Source organism: Plesiocystis pacifica SIR-1 (assembly GCF_000170895.1).
In the GTDB taxonomy this organism is placed as follows: domain Bacteria; phylum Myxococcota_A; class Polyangia; order Nannocystales; family Nannocystaceae; genus Plesiocystis; species Plesiocystis pacifica.
Genome location: NZ_ABCS01000001.1, coordinates 232,677 through 249,056, shown reverse-complemented (window position 1 = coordinate 249,056; position 16,380 = coordinate 232,677). Strand labels below are relative to the sequence as shown.

General features: G+C 71.2%; 13 protein-coding genes. 8 read left to right on the top strand and 5 right to left on the bottom strand.

The features are described 5' to 3' along the window. Positions 1 to 160: 160 nt before the first annotated feature. From PPSIR1_RS49020 to PPSIR1_RS00900, 8 genes are all read left to right on the top strand, one after another. Complete coding sequence (locus PPSIR1_RS49020) at positions 161 to 802, top strand: lamin tail domain-containing protein (RefSeq protein WP_045115125.1); 642 nt, start codon at positions 161 to 163, stop codon at positions 800 to 802. Further along, positions 799 to 2,166, top strand: a complete 1,368-nt coding sequence (locus PPSIR1_RS47235; protein WP_006969082.1) for a thermonuclease family protein — start codon at positions 799 to 801, stop codon at positions 2,164 to 2,166. The genes PPSIR1_RS49020 and PPSIR1_RS47235 overlap by 4 nt, the downstream gene beginning before the upstream one ends. Next, on the top strand, positions 2,163 to 4,979 hold the full coding sequence (locus tag PPSIR1_RS00925; RefSeq protein ID WP_006969081.1) for a lamin tail domain-containing protein: 2,817 nt from the start codon (positions 2,163 to 2,165) through the stop codon (positions 4,977 to 4,979). Before PPSIR1_RS47235 ends, PPSIR1_RS00925 begins: the two co-directional genes overlap by 4 nt. Further along, positions 4,979 to 5,485 (top strand): thermonuclease family protein, encoded by a 507-nt coding sequence (locus PPSIR1_RS00920; RefSeq protein ID WP_006969080.1) that lies wholly within the window; start codon positions 4,979 to 4,981, stop codon positions 5,483 to 5,485. Before PPSIR1_RS00925 ends, PPSIR1_RS00920 begins: the two co-directional genes overlap by 1 nt. Positions 5,486 to 5,520: 35 nt before the next feature. After that, on the top strand, positions 5,521 to 7,746 hold the full coding sequence (locus PPSIR1_RS00915; protein WP_157595082.1) for a ComEA family DNA-binding protein: 2,226 nt from the start codon (positions 5,521 to 5,523) through the stop codon (positions 7,744 to 7,746). A 101-nt stretch (positions 7,747 to 7,847) separates the two neighbouring features. After that, positions 7,848 to 8,990 carry an FKBP-type peptidyl-prolyl cis-trans isomerase gene (locus PPSIR1_RS45455; protein ID WP_006969078.1) on the top strand — a complete coding sequence of 381 codons (1,143 nt, stop codon included), beginning with the start codon at positions 7,848 to 7,850 and terminating at the stop codon, positions 8,988 to 8,990. Between the two features lie 140 nt (positions 8,991 to 9,130). After that, the gene (locus PPSIR1_RS00905) at positions 9,131 to 9,994 is read left to right on the top strand and encodes a S8 family peptidase (protein ID WP_086000892.1); all 864 of its coding nucleotides are present in this window, start codon (positions 9,131 to 9,133) and stop codon (positions 9,992 to 9,994) included. Continuing rightward, the gene (locus tag PPSIR1_RS00900; RefSeq protein WP_006969076.1) at positions 9,991 to 12,639 is read left to right on the top strand and encodes a hypothetical protein; all 2,649 of its coding nucleotides are present in this window, start codon (positions 9,991 to 9,993) and stop codon (positions 12,637 to 12,639) included. Before PPSIR1_RS00905 ends, PPSIR1_RS00900 begins: the two co-directional genes overlap by 4 nt. Positions 12,640 to 12,774: 135 nt before the next feature. Here PPSIR1_RS00900 and PPSIR1_RS00895 read toward each other — a convergent pair whose 3' ends face one another. The 5 genes from PPSIR1_RS00895 to PPSIR1_RS00875 form a co-directional block, all read right to left on the bottom strand. Further along, positions 12,775 to 13,335, bottom strand: coding sequence for a hypothetical protein (locus PPSIR1_RS00895; RefSeq protein WP_045115123.1), 561 nt, complete (start codon positions 13,333 to 13,335; stop codon positions 12,775 to 12,777). Between the two features lie 99 nt (positions 13,336 to 13,434). Continuing rightward, positions 13,435 to 14,298 carry a TFIIB-type zinc ribbon-containing protein gene (locus PPSIR1_RS00890; protein WP_006969074.1) on the bottom strand — a complete coding sequence of 288 codons (864 nt, stop codon included), beginning with the start codon at positions 14,296 to 14,298 and terminating at the stop codon, positions 13,435 to 13,437. Continuing rightward, positions 14,295 to 15,299, bottom strand: coding sequence for a TFIIB-type zinc ribbon-containing protein (locus tag PPSIR1_RS00885; protein ID WP_006969073.1), 1,005 nt, complete (start codon positions 15,297 to 15,299; stop codon positions 14,295 to 14,297). The genes PPSIR1_RS00890 and PPSIR1_RS00885 overlap by 4 nt, the downstream gene beginning before the upstream one ends. A gap of 199 nt (positions 15,300 to 15,498) precedes the next feature. Then, positions 15,499 to 15,921, bottom strand: coding sequence for a CBS domain-containing protein (locus PPSIR1_RS00880; protein WP_006969072.1), 423 nt, complete (start codon positions 15,919 to 15,921; stop codon positions 15,499 to 15,501). 18 nt (positions 15,922 to 15,939) lie between these two features. Beyond that, positions 15,940 to 16,356 (bottom strand): CBS domain-containing protein, encoded by a 417-nt coding sequence (locus tag PPSIR1_RS00875; protein WP_006969071.1) that lies wholly within the window; start codon positions 16,354 to 16,356, stop codon positions 15,940 to 15,942. Positions 16,357 to 16,380 lie beyond the last annotated feature (24 nt).

The window sequence follows — 16,380 nt, the reverse complement described above, 5'->3', positions numbered from 1 at the left end:
TCCTACTTTAGACTCGCGGACCTTGGCGCCGAGACTCCAGACTCTGAGGGTGGGCTTTTGGTCGACGATGCACGCCCTGCTTGGGCCTGTGCAGCCCTTGGAGCCCGCCCCCTCCCGAGTCGGGCTCGCCGCTCGTGCAGTCGGGGGCCTCGCCCCGTGCTTGTGTCTGTCCCTGTGTCTCAGCTGCGCCCGCGAGGCGGGGCCGGACTACTGCCCAGCCGTGGAGGTCGGCGGGCTGGTCATCTCCGAGCTGCGCGGGGACCAGGCCACGCAGGACTCCTTCGGCCACTACGTCGAGGTCTACAACGCCAGCGCCTCGACCGTCGATCTCCAGGGCATGCGGGTGCGGCTGCGCTCGACCAGCGGGGACGAGCTCACCTTCTTCGTCCGCGACGATCTCTCCCTCGCGCCGGGAGCCTACGCCGTCGTCGCCCCGGGCGACCCCGACCAGTCCCAGAGCTTCGTCGACTACGCCATCGGCTGGGACATCTCCGGGGGCAGCCTCGCCGAGAGCGAGGACGAGGACGACAGCTACCCCCTGGATCTGATGCGCTACCGCTCGGCCTTCGTCGAGCTCCTGGCCTGCGGCGAGCTCATCGACCAGGTCTTCTACGACGTCGACGCCCTGCCCGCGGCCGGGACCCTGGCCTGCGGCAACGCCGACAGCCCGCCGAGCGCCGACGCCAACGACCTCGACAGCGCCGGCTGCTGGTGCGTCGACGACCAGGAGGCCGACCCCGACCAGCCCCTGTTCGGCGTCGGCCTGCCGGGCAGCCCAGGAGGTCCGAACCGGTGCCTTTGAGTCCCTCACGATCCCGCGCCCGCGCGCTGTGGGCCGTCCTGCTCGCCGCGAGCTTCGGCTGCGCCAGCGCGCCCTCGACCTTCGACCGCAGCGAGCTCGAGCGCGAGTCCGCGGGCCTGGTCCTGGGCGAGTTCCCGCTCAAGCAAAACGCCATCGTCGACGGCGACACCATCAAGGTCGACGGCCTCGACACGAGCCTGCGCCTGCTCGGCATCGACACCGAGGAGACCTTCAAGTCCAACAAGTCCTGGCGCGAGTTCGAGGTCGGCTGGGAGGAGTACATCGCCGCCAAGCAGGCCCAGACCTCCCGCCCCATCAAGGTGCCCACGCCCCTGGGCATGGACGCCAAGCACTGGGCCGAAGACTTCTTCGTCGGGGTCACCCGGGTCCGGCTCGAGCGCGACCACCCCAAGGAGATCCGCGGCCGCTACAACCGCTACCTCGTCTACGTGTTCGTCGAGCGCGACGGCGAGTGGGTCAACTACAACGTCGAGGCCGTGCGCGCGGGCATGAGCCCCTACTTCACCAAGTACGGCTACTCCCGGCGCTACCACCAGGACTTCCTCGACGCCGAGGCCGAGGCCCGGGCGCAGCGGCGCGGCATCTGGGCCGAGGGCGCGCAGTGCTACCAGGACTACCCGCTGCGCGAGGACTGGTGGAACGGCCGGGCCGAGTTCGTCGCCGCCTTCGAGCGCGACGCCGAGGGCGACCCCGCGCTCATCGCCTTGACCAACTGGGACGCCATGGACCGCATCGAGGCGCGGCTCGGCGACGAGGTCGAGCTCCTGGCCACCGTCGGCGAGGTCCGCCAGGGCGAGCGCGGGCCCAAGCGCGTGCTGCTCTCGCGGCGGATGTTCAACGACTTCCCGCTGATCTTCTGGGACGACGACATCTACGAGGCCTCGGGCATCGACGCCTACCGCGGCGAGTACATCCGCGTGCGCGGGGTGGTGACCAGCTACACCGACCGGCGCAGCGGCGAGCGGCAGCTGCAGATCGAGGTCCAGGTCCCCGAGCAGATCGTCACGCCCCGCTACGTCCCGCCGGGCAAGGCCGGGGACGTCGACCCCGAGATCGCCAGCGAGCAGCCGCCCGGTGAGGGGGAGAGCGAGGAGGCCGTCGAGCGACCCGACGATCTCGCGCCGCCAGAGCCGAAGCCGGAACCGGTGGACGACGACGAAGCCGACGCCGACGAAGCCGACGACGACGAAGCCGACGACGACGAAACCGACGACGACGACGACGAAACCGACGACGACGACGAAACCGACGACGACGACGAAACCGACGACGACGACGAAACCGACGACGACTCCGAGACTCCCGCCACGAACGAACTAGCCCTGCACTGGAGTCACGGATGAAGCTCTCCCACGGAACACGCCCCTCCCCCGCGCGCAGGCTCGCCTACTCGGGCCTCGCGCTGCTGGCCGCCTGCTCGCTCACCGCCTGCCCCGAGGACGACGTCGAGCCCTGCGCCGACGACGAGGCCGGGGATTCGTGCGAGCTCCCTGCCCTGCTCCCCGGAGATCTGGTCCTCTCCGAGGTCCTCGCCAACCCCGCGGGCGCCGACGACGGGCTCGAGTGGTTCGAGATCTATAACGCCAGCGGCGAGGAGCAGGACCTCGAGGGCCTGACCCTGGTCTACTCCAAGACCGACGGCTCCGGCGTCAAGACCCACGTCATCAACCGGACGCTGCTGGTCCCGGCCGGGGGCTACGTCGTCGTCGCCGACATGCTCGACGAGGTCGCCGAGGTCATGGGCCACGTCGACTACGGCTACGCGGGCGAGCTGGGCAGCTTCGGCAACAGCGGCGGCTACCTGGCCGTCGACGCAGGCGAGACCGTCATCGACGAAATTTACTACGCCGAGCCCACCGAGGGCGCGTCGCGGATCTTCGACGGCTCCCAGGCCCCGGACGCCGTCGCCAACGACAACCTCGGCAGCTGGTGCGACTCGACCGCGGTGTTCGCCGAGGACCTGCTGGCGACCCCGGGCGCCCCCAACGACGTGTGCGGCAGCGCCGACACCTGCCTGATCGACGGCGCCCCCGTCGACGTCGTCCGGCCCGCGCCCGGCGACCTGGTCATCACCGAGGTCCTGCCCAACCCCGACGCGAGCCCCGACGAGACCGGCGAGTGGTTCGAGCTGCAGGTCAACGCCGACGTCCACCTCAACGGCCTCGAGATCGGCAAGTCCCTCGAGGACGAGGCCGACGAGCTGATCGCGTCGGCGGACTGCGTCGCCGTCTCGGCCGGGAGCCACGTCGTCATCGCCAAGAGCGCGCTGGCCGAGGAAAACGGCGCGCTGCCCGAGGGCGCCGTGGTCGCGACCATGGGCGTGTCCCTGACCAACTCCGACAGCTCGCTGTGGATCGGCTCCGAGGGCGCGCTCATCGACGCCGTCAGCTGGGGCAGCTCGCCCACCGGCGCGAGCTTGCAGATCCCCGCGGAGCACAGCTCCGCCGAGGGCAACGACGACCCCGAGCTGTGGTGCGAGAGCGAGAACGCGTGGGGCGAGGCGACCGACGCGGGCACCCCCGGGGCGCCCGACGACTGCCCCCAGCCGCCGCCCCCCGAGGGCCAGTGCTACGAGGGCGGCGAGCTCCGCGACATCCAGCCCGTCGAGGCGGGCGGGCTGCTCATCAACGAGCTCATGCCCAACCCCGACGCGGTCGACGACGCCGACGGCGAGTACTTCGAGCTGCTCGTGACCGCCGCGGGCGACCTCAACGGCCTGCGCGCGGGCAAGGAGGGCGCGCTCCAAGACCCCCTGATCCGCCCCGGCGACGTCGACCCCCACGCCTGCGTGCCGGTCACCGCCGGGCAGCTCGTCCTCGTCGCCCGCGAGGCCGACTCCGCCGTCAACGGCATGCTCCCCGAGGTCGACCTGCTGTTCGACTTCGCCCTCAACAACAGCAACTCCGACCTGGTCATCGGCTACGAGGCCGTCGACGACAGCTACGCCTACAGCTCGAGCGAGGCGGGGATGGCCATCAGCCTCGACCCCAACACCCTCGAGTGGTGCGACGCGGCCCCCACCCCCAAGGCCGTCAACGCCAGCTGCGGCGGCTCGCCCATGGGCCAGTGCCTCGACCCGCAGCTGATGATGCTGCGCAACGCGGTCCCGCCGGAGATGGGCGACCTGGTCATCAACGAGATCATGCCCAACCCCGACGCGGTCACCGACGCCAACGGGGAGTGGTTCGAGCTCTACGCCGCCGGCGCCTTCGACCTCAACGGCGTCCAGATCGGCAAGGGCGGGCAGCTCACCGAGCCGATCGAGAGCGAGACCTGCATCGAGATCGAGGCGGGCGCCCACGTGGTCCTGGCCAAGAGCGACGACCCGGGCACGAACGGCGGGCTGCCGGTGGTCCACGCGGTCATGGAGCTGTCGCTGAGCAACTCGAACACGAGCCTGGACGTGGGCTACGGCGGCGTGATCTACGACAGCGTCATGTGGTCGAGCTCGCCCACGGGCGCCGCCCACAGCCTCGACCCCGGCAGCCAGGACCCGGCCCTCAACGACGACGCCGACGACCTGCCCTGGTGCCCCGCCGTCGACGTCTACGGGATGCTGATCGACCTGGGCACCCCCGGCGAACCCAACCCGATGTGCGGCATGGGCGGGGGCGGGATGATGGACGACCAGTGCATCGACAACGGCGAGCCCCGGGCCATCGTCTACGCAAACCCCGGCGACCTGATCCTCTCGGAGTACATGGCCAACCCCGCCGCCGTGGGCGACACCGCCGGCGAGTGGTTCGAGGTCCGCGCGCTCGCGGCCGTCGACCTCAACGGCGTCGACATCGGCCGGACCTTCCCCGAGGTCATGGACAGCGTCGACGCCAACACCTGCATCCCCCTGAGCCCCGGCGACACGGCCCTCGTCGCGCGCAACGGCGACAGCATGGTCAACGGCGGCCTCCCGCCCGTAGACTTCGAGACCAGCGTGGGCCTGAACAACTCGAACTCCGGGCTGTTCCTGGCCCGCGGGGGCGAGCTCATCGACCAGGTCACCTGGACCAGCGTCAGCGCCGGCAAGAGCGAGAGCCTCGACCCCGGCAGCTACGACGCGGCGGCCAACGACGCGGCCGCGAGCTGGTGCGACGGCGCCGTGCCCTACGGCGACGGCGACGAGGGCACGCCCAAGGCCGACAACCCGGGGTGCAACTGATGCCGCACCGCGCCCGCGCTCGCGCCGGTCTCGGCCTCGCCCTCGCCCTTGGCTCGGGCTGTTCCGTCAGCGAGGGCGACGACGGGGCTGGCAGCGCCTGCGGCCCGAGCGAGGGCGTCGTCGCCCAGGTCATCGACGGCGACACCATCGACCTGGCCAGCGGCGAGCGCGTCCGCTACCTGATGATCGACACCCCCGAGAGCACCGTCGAGCAAGAGTGCTGGGGCCCCGAGGCCAAGGCCGCCAACGCCATGCTGGTCAGCGGCCAGACCGTGCAGCTGAGCTACGACCTCGAGTGCGAGGACGAGTTCGGCCGCCTGCTGGCCTACGTGTCCGTCTCGGGCCAGGTCATCAACGAGGTCCTGGTCGAGCGCGGCCACGCCTGCGTGCTGCACATCCCTCCCAACGGCGAGGCGCTCGTCGACACCTACGAAGCCCTCGAGTACGAGGCCGAGCAGCTGAACAAGGGGCTGTGGTCCGCCTGCGACCCCGCCCCCTGCGGCTAGGTCCGGCCAGGAGCGACGAGGAGGCCCGAGAGATCATGAGCGCGACGCGACGACTGCTGACCGCGGCCCTGGGCCTGGCGACCCTCGTGGCCGCGCCCCGGGCGGCCTCCGCCGCCGAGTACGAGATCTTCATCGACATCGACGACGAGGAGTCCCTCTACGACCTCTACGTCACCAACCAGATCAGCGAGGACACCTTCAACACCCTCGTGGAGCTGCGCCGGCGCGGGGTCGACCTCAACGAGGCGACCCGCGAGGAGCTGTACACCCTGCCCAACCTGAGCTTCGAGGACGTCGACCGCATCCTCGCCTACCGGGCCGAGGTCGGGGTCATCCACGCACCCGCGGACCTGCTCGCCGCCGAGGTCCTCGACCAGCGCAAGCTCGGCTCGATCCTGACCTTCATCCGCGCCAACGACCAGCGCCGCAAGCTGACCGCGACCCACGGCTGGGTCCGCTACCAGACGGCCTACACCCCCACGGACACCACCGTCCCGCCCATGGCCCTGCAGGCCCGGATCACGACCCTGCGCCAGCTGACCATCGGCGGCGCGGGCTTCGTGACCCGCCAGCGCCCCGGCAACCCGGCGTGGGATCCGACCCGCGAGGCCATGGTCGCCGATCCCATGCAGGCGCGGGTGCACCTGCCCAAGTTCTTCGCGCAGTGGGACACGGACCGCTGGGGGGTCATCGCCGGCACCTACCGCATCGGCTTCGGCCAGCGCCTGGTGTTCGACACCTCCGACCGCTACACGCCCAACGGCTTTTACCTCGACGACGCCATCTACCGGCCCACGACCCTGGGCGTGCAGTGCCGCGAGAGCGCCGGCGAGCTCCCGGCCTCGCCCTGCTCCGGGGCGGCCGGAGACCTCTACGGGACCGCGGACTTTCGCTGGCGCGACAGCCTGCGCGGCGTGGCGATCGGCGCCAAGCACCTCGACCTCCCCGTGGGCTGGATGCAGCTCTACGCGTTCGGTTCGTGGCAGAGCCGGCAGGTCTACCAGTACGACGTCGCCGACGTGAACACCTGCGAGGACGCCCGCGACTCGAACCTGTGCCCCTCGCCCCCGGTCTTCGTCGGCGACCCCGGCGACCCCCTCGCGCCGACCTCCACCCACAAGTTCCAGACCCTGCCCAACATGTACGACGAGCTCCTGGGCGGAGCGAACGTCTCGTGGTTCTACGACCGCCGCACCCACGTGGGCATCACCGGCTACGGCGCGACCGCGGTGTGGAAGCTCGAGGGCGCCGAGCTCGACTTCAAGGGCCCCGCGACCCGGCCCTTCGGCGGGGCCTGGGGCGCGATCGGGGCCGACATGAGCTGGGGCGAGCGGTGGTCCGACCTCGCCGTCGAGGTCGCGCGCAGCTTCGACTCCATGGCCACGGCCCGGACCCTGAGCGAGGGGGCCGACTACGGCGGGGGCGGCTTCGCGGGCATCGCCCGCCACACCACGACCCTCGGGCGCCACGAGCTCGAGCTGTCCGCGCGCTACTACGACCAGGACTACGCCAACCCCTTCGCGGGCTCGATCGCCGAGGCCGACGAGTTCAACGGCAACCGCCACCGCGACGAGGCCGGCGGGCGCGTCCGCTACAACGCCCGGCTCATCGATCGCCTCGACCTGCGCGCCTTCGCCGACTTTTGGGTCAACCCCAGCGACAGCACCCCCAAGTTCCGCGGCTTCGTGCGCTCCGACTTCGACGCCACGCCCTGGCTCCGGCCCGGGCTGTGGCTGGCCTACCGCAACACCGACCTGCGCGCCGGGAGCTTCGGCGGCTGCATCAACACCGCCGGCCTCGACGAGACCCCGCGCCAGGAGGACGGCTCGATCAGCTACCGCAGCGGCTGCCTGTCCGAGGTCGGGCAGATCACCGCGCGCTTGGGCTTTCGCCCGGCGCGGGGCAAGGCCAAGGGCAAGCTCTCGCTCACCGCCCAGTACCAGCACGAGGTCATCGACGACGTCAGCGTCGACGGGCGCCCGCGCCAGGACGCCGCCGCCTTCCTCATCCTCCGCTCCAACCCCGTGGGCAGCTTCCGGCTCAACGCGCGGCTGCGCTACCTCAACGAGGATCTCGCCGACAACGCGCGCCAGGAGCACTCGCTGTGGACCTACATTGAGGGCTCCTACGTGTTCTCGCGGGTGTTCCAGGCGCGGCTGCGCTACGACACCTTCGTGTGGCTGGACGAGCGCGACAACACCCTCGCGCGCGTCCCCTCGCCGGAACACCGCCTGCGCCTGCAGCTCGAGGCCAGGTTCTAGCTCCCGCGCGGCCTCCGCTCGCCACGCGCGGGACTCGTGAGCCAGCGCAAAGCCTGCGCGCCCTCCTCGACGGCCACAAAAAAGTCTATAAGGGGCGCCGCATGAGGACGATCGACCTGCGTTTCCTGGCGCTCGCGGGCGCGCTGCTGACCACCGCCTGCTTCACCCCCGCCGACTTGGCGGCCGAGGTCGCCGCTGCGTCTCACGATGACGGCCACGGCGAAGGCCACGGCGAGGGTGAGCACGCCGCCGAGGGTGAGCACGCCGCCGAGGGTGAGCACGCCGACGCCGAGGGCCACGGCCCGGTCGTCGAGGGCATCCAGCCCGACACCAAGGCCCGCAAGCTCGAGATCAAGCTGCCCGAGATTCCCTTCGAGGCGCCCTTCGACGGCAAGCCCAAGAGCGAGAAGACCCTGGCCAACGGCGTCGTGCTCCAGGAGTACGTCGTCGGCACCGGCGACGAGGTCGTCGAGGGCAAGATGGCCGAGTTCCAGTTCACCGGCTACGCCACCGCGAGCGCCCAGCCGGTCATGGGCTCGCGCCTCAAGCCCGCCAAGCTGGTCCTCAACCAGGAGAACCGCGACCGCGACCCCATCGCCAACGCGATGATCGACGGCCTCATCGGCATGAAGGTCGGCGGCAAGCGCAAGGTCAAGGTCCCCGCCTCGATCATCGAGGACAACGCCCCGCCCAACGCCCCCGCCCTCGGCGACATCTGGATGGCCGTCGAGCTGATCGACGTCGCCGAGCCCTACATCCCCAAGCCCGCCGACGCCTTCGAGGCCGACCCCATCAACACCGACAAGCGCGACGACGGCCTCGAGGTCTACGACATCACCGAGGGTGAGGGCCCGGCCGCCGAGAACGGCGACCAGGTCACGGCCCACTACATCGGCCGCCTGACCGACGGTAGCGAGTTCGACAGCTCCCACGGCCGCGCCGAGGGCATGCCGGTGGTCATCGGCGGCCGCGGGGTCATCCCGGGCTTCTCCCTGGGCCTCGAGGGCGCCAAGAAGGGCATGCTCCGCAAGGTCGTCATTCCCCCGGAGCTCGGCTACGGCTCGCGCGCGCAGGGCAACAAGATCCCCGCCAACTCGACCTTGGTGTTCCTGCTCGAGGTCACCGAGGTCAAGAAGGCTGGCGAGGAGCCCAAGCCCGCCGAAGGTGCGGCGCCGCCCGAGGCCCCCAAGCCCGACGCCCCCAAGCCCGACGCCCCCAAGCCCGCGCCCGCCGACGGCGAGTGAGCCCGCGGGCTCCGGCCTGCCAAACTCGCAGTCGCTGCGAGCCGACGACAGCCGACCTGCAGGTCGGCTGTCTCGCGTTGGGCCCATCGACTTGATCGAAAGTTCAAGGTTCGCCCAGGAGCTCGACCTACAATCGCGCTGTGAGCGTCCCCTGGCACATTCGCTGGTTGAATCTCGAAGACGGGTTGTGGGAGCAGACCAAGGGCGAGGGTGCCCGGGTCGCGCTCCTCGACAGCGGCGTCGCCGACATCAGCGTCCTCGACCACGACAAGCTCCGGCGCCTGACCCACGAAGGTGAGCCCGCCCGGGCCCGGGACCGCTCGGCCAACGGCCACGGGACCGCCGTGGCCGGCATCGTCTCGGCCCGCCACCGACGCACCCCCGGCATCGCCCCCGAGGCGGACTGCCTGTGCGTCGACGTCTACGGCGTCGACGGCCGCCCCTCCGACTACCGCGCGGCCGAGGCCATGAAGTTCGTGGCCCAGTCCGGCGAGGTCGACCTCGTGTGCTGCACCTTCACCTTCCGCCGCGTCAGCGACGAGCTGAGCGAGGGGCTCGCGGCCCTGCGCGAGGCCAACATCCCCGTGCTGATCGCCTCGGGCAACCGCCGCCGCGAGACCTCGGCCTTCCCCGAGGAGCTCGAGGGCGTGACCACCGTCGGCGCGATGACCTCGTCCAAGCGCATGCTGTCCAACTCCCGCTTCGGCGACTGGACCACCGTCGCCGCCCCCGGCATGCGCATCGCCACCTGGCGGACCTCGGGCAGCGTCGACCGCCAGTTCACCGGCACCTCCGCCGCCGCCCCGGTGCTCACCGGCGTGTGCGCCCTGCTCCTGTCCCAGGCGCGCAGCCTCGGCGGCGACGCGGCCGTCGACGCCGTGCGCGACCAGCTGCACCAGCTCATCGTCGACTCCAGCGAGACCAAGCGCCGCGACGTCCCCTTCCTCGACGTCGAGGCCCTGACCAAGGCCACCCTCAACCTCGCCAAAGCGAGCCAAGCATGACCACCCCCCGGCCCTCGTCCATCCCCGCCTGCTTCGCGCGCCGCCTCGGCGCGGGCCTCCTCGCCCTCGCCTGCTGGGCCGCGCCCGCCCTGGCCCAGGCCGCCCCGCCCAGCGAGGACGCGCCCTCGGGCAACCTGCCCTGGGCCGAGTCCTCGATGAGCGTCGACGACCCCCTGGCCAAGCGCAACGCCGACTCGCCGCTCAACTTCCTGAGCGAGGAGGAGTACCTGCGCATCGCCCGGACCGAGCCGATCTCCGTGCCCACGCAGGTCGTGCTCAGCTCCGACTTCCCCAAGCGCCTGGCCAACTCCTGCACCGAGCTCGACAACCTGCACAGCGACGAGTGGGGCGGGAGCGCCAACATCGACCTGACCTCGCTGATCTCCGGCGACCTCGACAGCCGCGACCTGTTCGAGCACCTCCAGGACCTCGGCGCCTCCTCGACCAAGGAGGAGGTCATGCAGGCCGCCCAGGAGCTCGCCGCCGTGGGCACGGAGCTGGGCCTCATCTGCGACCACCTCGCCGGCCTCGACGGCGGGCTCCAGACCCGCGACGTCGAGGTCCTGCGCGCCGCCTACAACGACAACGGCGTCACCTTGACCCAGCTCATCGAGGTGCTCTCGAAGTCCAGCGAGCAGCTGCTCGAGCTGCTGACCGCGCCCGAGCGGGGCTACGAGGACGCCAAGGCGGCGTTCATCGAGGCCGTCGACATCGGCACCTCGGGCACGCCCCAGTCCATCGGCTCCCTGACCTCCCTGGGCTCCGCCGGCTCGACGCTGTTCAACGGCATCGCCGAGTTCGTCATCGACCGCGCCAAGGAGGAGGCCATCGCCTACGTCCGCGAGCAGCTGACCGAGACGGTGTGCGGCTCCGACATCGGCGTGTTCATCCCGCTGACCTGCGACGCCCTCGAGACCGTCGACTCCGGGGTCTCGCTCAACGTCATGGGCGCGACCCTCAACGCCGCGCTGATCTCGGACCTCCAGAACATGCCCGACCGGCTGATGGTCCTGGTCGGCGAGCGGGCCCCCCGGGCCGGGCACGCCGCGACCTTGGTCCGCGTGTTCCTGAGCCTCGCCCAGGACGCCCGCGAGCACGGCGACCCCCTGGCCTACATCGTCTCGCTGCACGCCGCCTCGGAGGTCGACTGCGAGCGCGGCAACCCGGCCTCGAACACCGGGGACGGCGCCTGCGCGGACTCCATGGCCCTGCTGCGCCTGGCCTCCGCCCTGGCCTACGGCGTCGTCGCCCAGGAGTCCTCGGACAACGACTACTTCAAGAGCCTCGGGGTCGCCTTCGCCATCGAGCAGCGCGTCGCCGACATGCCGCGGTCGAGCCGCCAGCGCCTCGAGAGCATGGTCCCCGAGCTGACCTGGACGGCCGAGGGCGAGCTGCGCTTCAGCCCGACCCAGCTCGCGCTCATGCACCGGATGATCATCGACAGCGTGGTCACCATCGAGCTGCTGCGCGACCGGGTCACCGAGCTGGGCGACCCCAACAACCCGAGCCCGCCGACCACCCAAGACGTGCTCTCGACCGCCGCCGTCGCGGCCGTCGGCCTGGCCAACATCGGCGTCGACATGCTCGAGCTCGCCCGCCTCGCCCAGCTCCAGCGCAACGCCGCCGAAGCTGGCGCGCGCCTCGACGGCCCTGCGTCCCCGGAGCCCGCCAGCGCGCTCCTGGCCGCCCCCGTCGCGGCCCCGACCTCGCCCATGCTCCAGCTCGGCGCCGCGCCCAGCACCGCCCCCGCCGCGCCCAAGGCCGAGCAGCTCGACATGCTCCGCGACCTGCTCGAGCACGCCAGCGACCTGTTCAGCCTCGCCGACGACCTGAGCAGCAACGACTGGAGCCGCGCCGTGCCCCAGGCCCTGTCGACGGCCGTGGACCTGCTCAACGCCTACGCCGGGGACGCCCAGGACGCCGCCGACGAGGCCCGCGAGAAGGCCAAGCAGCTCGAGGATCAGTTCGACGCCCTGCGCCGCTACCTGCCGATCTTCATCGAGCTCGCCAACGCCAAGTCCAGCGCCGAGGTCTCCGCCACCCTCCAGGCCGCGTTCCCGGCCGGGGGCTACAAGCTCAAGTACCGCCAGCCCGCCATGGCCATCAACATGATGCTCGGGGCCTACGGCGGGGCCCTCTACGGCAACGCGATCAACGGCGACGGGACCACGACCCAGGGCCTGAGCAACGGCGAGTTCGCCATGTTCGCGCCCATCGGCCTGCACCTGACCGGCCCCCTCGCCAAGAACCGCGCCCGGCCCTGGCACCTCGGCCTGCTCGTCGCCGTCCTCGACATCGGCGGCATCACCACCTCCAAGTGGGTGCTCGAGGGCTCGAGCACCAACGCGACCGCCGACGGCGGCGAGGAGGAGACCAGCGTCGGCGAGCCCCAGAACTTCAACTACGCCGGCCTCGTCTCGCCCGGCGGCTACTTCACCATCGGCGCCGCCAAGTCGCCCTTCGTGTTCGGCCTGGGCGCGAGCTACAGCCCCTTCGCCCAGGAGCTGAGCACCGTGGTCACCGACGCCAACGGCGACGAGGTCAGCACGGACACGAGCTACCTGGGCACCCTGCGCTTTGGGGCCTTCATCGCCGTGGACATCACCCTGGTCAGCTTCGCCCTGCGCACCCGCGACAAGGGCTGAGGACGACTCTGCCCCCACGAGCGCCTCGAGACCGCGGGGGCGCTTCATCGCTGTCCGCTCCTCCGCTTTGGTCGTGGGGCAATGGGCTTCGCGCGGGGAGTTCTCCGCCTCCCCGATCAGCGCGCACCACTTTGGCTAGTCCAACTCGAGGGGAGCTCCCATGTACTGATCGAAACCCTCGAGCGGCTTCCTCTTTTCCTTCCCCTCCCTCGACTTGCTCCTGGTCTTGGTCTTGCGCACTTTGGCCTTGGACGCGTCAACCTCGACAGGCTCGGGGTCCGGTGGCTCGGGCGAGCACGGCGTCATGGGGATGACGAAGGAAGCCGGCGACGCGGCCGGTCGCTCCATCGCAACGGTCGGGACGTCGAGCTCGAGGGGCTCGGGCGCCTCGCTCGCGGGGCTACAAGCCACGAGGACGGCTGCCAAGGACACGCCAAAGGCCGCCCGCGCGGGCACGGGAGAGATCACCGAGGGCGCCCGCAGACGGGTGACGCTCACGAAGTCGCGCGAGGCCTGCGGGCCGAGGCCAAACACGATCTCGCCGCGCGCGTTGCTGAGGTAGCGGACGCAGAGCTTCGCGTGAGAGGCGGCCGCCCAAAATGCACGGGCGCTGCGCTCGTCCATCGCCGAGAGGTCGTGGACCTGCTTGTCGCAGGCCTCGCAGCGGCGGCGCAGCCCCCTGACATCTGGCGTCATGCTCTCCCAATCTTCCTCGCAAGCAGCGGCGATCGGGGCGTCTTCGACACGCATGGAGCCGGATACGCGCCAGGCTGCGCGCCGGTTTGAGCGCGCCGCTCAGCTCGACCACGCGAGCGCGGCGATCACCATCGCCACCACCACCACAGTCGCCGCGATGACCAGCGCGAGCTTGCGCCGGTCGACGGGCGCGTCGCCGACCACGGCCCCGCTCTGCCCCTGGATGACGCAGCGCCACGGCCGGTCGCGAAAGCGGAAGGTGCCGATGTAGACCGGGACCATCAGCAGCGCGACCTCGCGGTCCTCGATGAGCGGGCTGACGTGGCAACGGACCAGGCCCCGGGCGCGGCTGATCTCCCGTCGGTGTCGCTCGCGCAGCTCGGCGTGGGCGCGCTGCCGGGCGCCCCGGCGGGTCAGCGCCGGCGGCTCCCAGACCGCGAGCGGATCCCAGCGCGCGTCCTCGGTGGACGCGTCCTCGCGCTCGGGCCAGGCCTCGGCGTGGGTCTCGTCGAAGGGACGCAGGGCCTCGAGCTCCGCCGGGCTCAGGCCCGCCGACGCGGGCACGAGCACCTCAGCCTCGAGCTCGGCGACGCCGGCCACCGGCCGCTTCTTGGAGTCGGTCGTCAGGGCCGGCCGCAGCCCCGCCCAGTGGGTCTCGAGGGCGCAGTCCATGCGCCACACCGGCAGCAACATCGAGCGCAGCTCGACCTCGGTCTCGCGCAGCTCCTTGGGTCGAAACCACGACGCCGTGGCCCAGGCCCGAAAGCGCGCCTGGGCCTCGCTGGCGAGCACGGTCATCGGCAGCCACTGCTCGGGCGTGGGCAGGCGCGCGTCGGGGTCGAGCACCGCGAGGGTCCGCGAGCCGCAAAACAGGCACGCCGCCTCGACGGCCGCCGCGTCCCACAGCACCGTGCCCCCGCAGGACTCGCAGCGCAGCAGATCTCGGGTCGCCTCGCCGCTCACGCCGTCCCTCCCCGCGCGAGCTGGGCCAGGCCGTCGGGCTCGGGCCACCAGCCCTGCCACCAACCCACGAGGGCGATCAGGCCCGCGAGCAGGGCGACGATCGTCACGGCCACCGCGACCTTCCGCCAGTCCACGGGCACGCGCCCGCCGACCTGCCCGGTCTGCCCGTTGACGACCAGGCGAAGCACCTCCGACGCGTCCTGGCGATAGCTCGCGATCCACACCGGCAACAGCACCAGCCGCCGGCCGTGCAGCTCGACCGCGGTCTGAATCGTCGACAAGCGGTTGTGGTCGCCGGGCAAGAGCTCGTCGACGATGCGCTTGGCCTCGGCCTCGCGCATCTCGGCGCGGGCCTCGGCGTCGCCGCGCCGCTCGCCGATGGAAGGCAGCTCGGCCTCGAAGCCCGAGAGCAAGCGCGGATCGAAGTCGACGGCCCAGCCCAGGTCGTAGCTGCCCAGCCCCTGGGCCTCCGCCTTGGGCAGACCGACCGAGGCGCACACCAGGTGGTCCTCGATCTGGTTCACGGCGCTGCCCGTTAGCCGAAACCACTCGGTCTCGCGGATCTCCTTGGTCTCCGACTCGCCGTCTTTGTTCTTGCGCGTGAGCTCGCGGGTCCAGTCCACGCCGACGCGCGCGTGGTAGTCGCTGCGGACCACCCCCTCGTAGACCCAAAAGGGCACCAAAACACCCCGTAGGCCCCCGTGCGGGCCCCTGCCGTCCTCGCGCATGGGGCCGCGCTCGATCAGCTCACCGACCCACTTGGGGGCCCAAAAGCCCGCCCACGAGCCCCGGGCCACGTGGGCGCGCAGCTGGTCGAGGGCGCCGCGGGAGGGCACGCGAAAGGGCACCACCGCGTCGACCCCCGCCGCCCCTCGCTCGGCGTCGACCAGCGAGGAGCAGCAGTAGGGACAGCGCGTACTCAGCCCGTCCCGGCCGAACTCGACGGTGGCCCCGCAGCCCGTGCAGCTGCGCACCTGGTGGGGACGCTCGGCGGTCGGCACCGACCGAGCATAACAGGCTCAGAGGGTCGGCCAGAACAAGTCCTGTCCGTCCCTCTGTCTACTTTAGCCGTCGTGGACGACGCCACGCCCTCCCTGCCCCACGTCCACGACTCAGGGACTGTGAAGTTTTCACAGTCCCTGTCCATTTTAGCCGTCGTGGACGACGCCACGCCCTCCCTGCCCCACGTCCACGACTCAGTCAGCCGGCGAAGCTGGCCAGCGCTCGAAGGCCGTCAGTGGTCGTGAACACGCCCACGACGGTGTCGCTGCCCTCCGTGTCAACAATCATGGCCGTGCCGATGCGCTGCTCGGCCATGGCCGCGGCGACCTCGGCGAGGGGACGCTCGGCGGTCACCGTCCACGGCTCCTCGGCCATGGCGTCGCGCACCGTGACGAGCTCCAGATCCACGTCCGGCAGGGACTCGACGGTGGCGATGTCTCGGCTGCTGATCACCCCGACGAGGTGCCCGCCGTGGAGCACGGCGAGGTGGCGGACGCCGTGGGCGTGCATGCGCTTGCGGGCGTCCGCCAGGGACTGGTCGTCCCCGACGGTGAAGGGGTCCGTGCTCATCCACGCACCCACCAGGCGGCGGTCGTATTGCTCGATGACGGTCGCGGTCATGGCCTGGCCTCGCTCTCCTCAGTACTGCGCGAGCAGGTAACGGATCAGGTCCGTGGTCGTCACCAGGCCGACGAGGTCGCCGTCCTCGACCACGGGCAGGGAGTGGAAGCGGCCCTCGCCCAGGACCTCGGCGGCGTGCCGGACCGTGTCCTTGGCCGACAGCGTCGTCAGCTCCTTGGTCATCACCGACTCGATGGTGTGCTGGCTGTCGAGCATCGCGTCGAGGGCCCGCTCGTCGACGCCGTAGACCGCCAGGCTCAGGCGCAGCATGTCCGTGGCGCTGATCATCCCGACGAGCTGCTTGCCGCTGACCACGGGCACGTGGTGGTAGGCGTTGTCAGCCAGCTGCCGTCGGACCTCGCTGAGCTTCTGGCCCACGTGCACGGTCTGCACCTCGGAGGTCATGATCTTGGAGATGGACTCGTTGCGTTTCATGCCCACCCAGACTGCGTCCGAGAC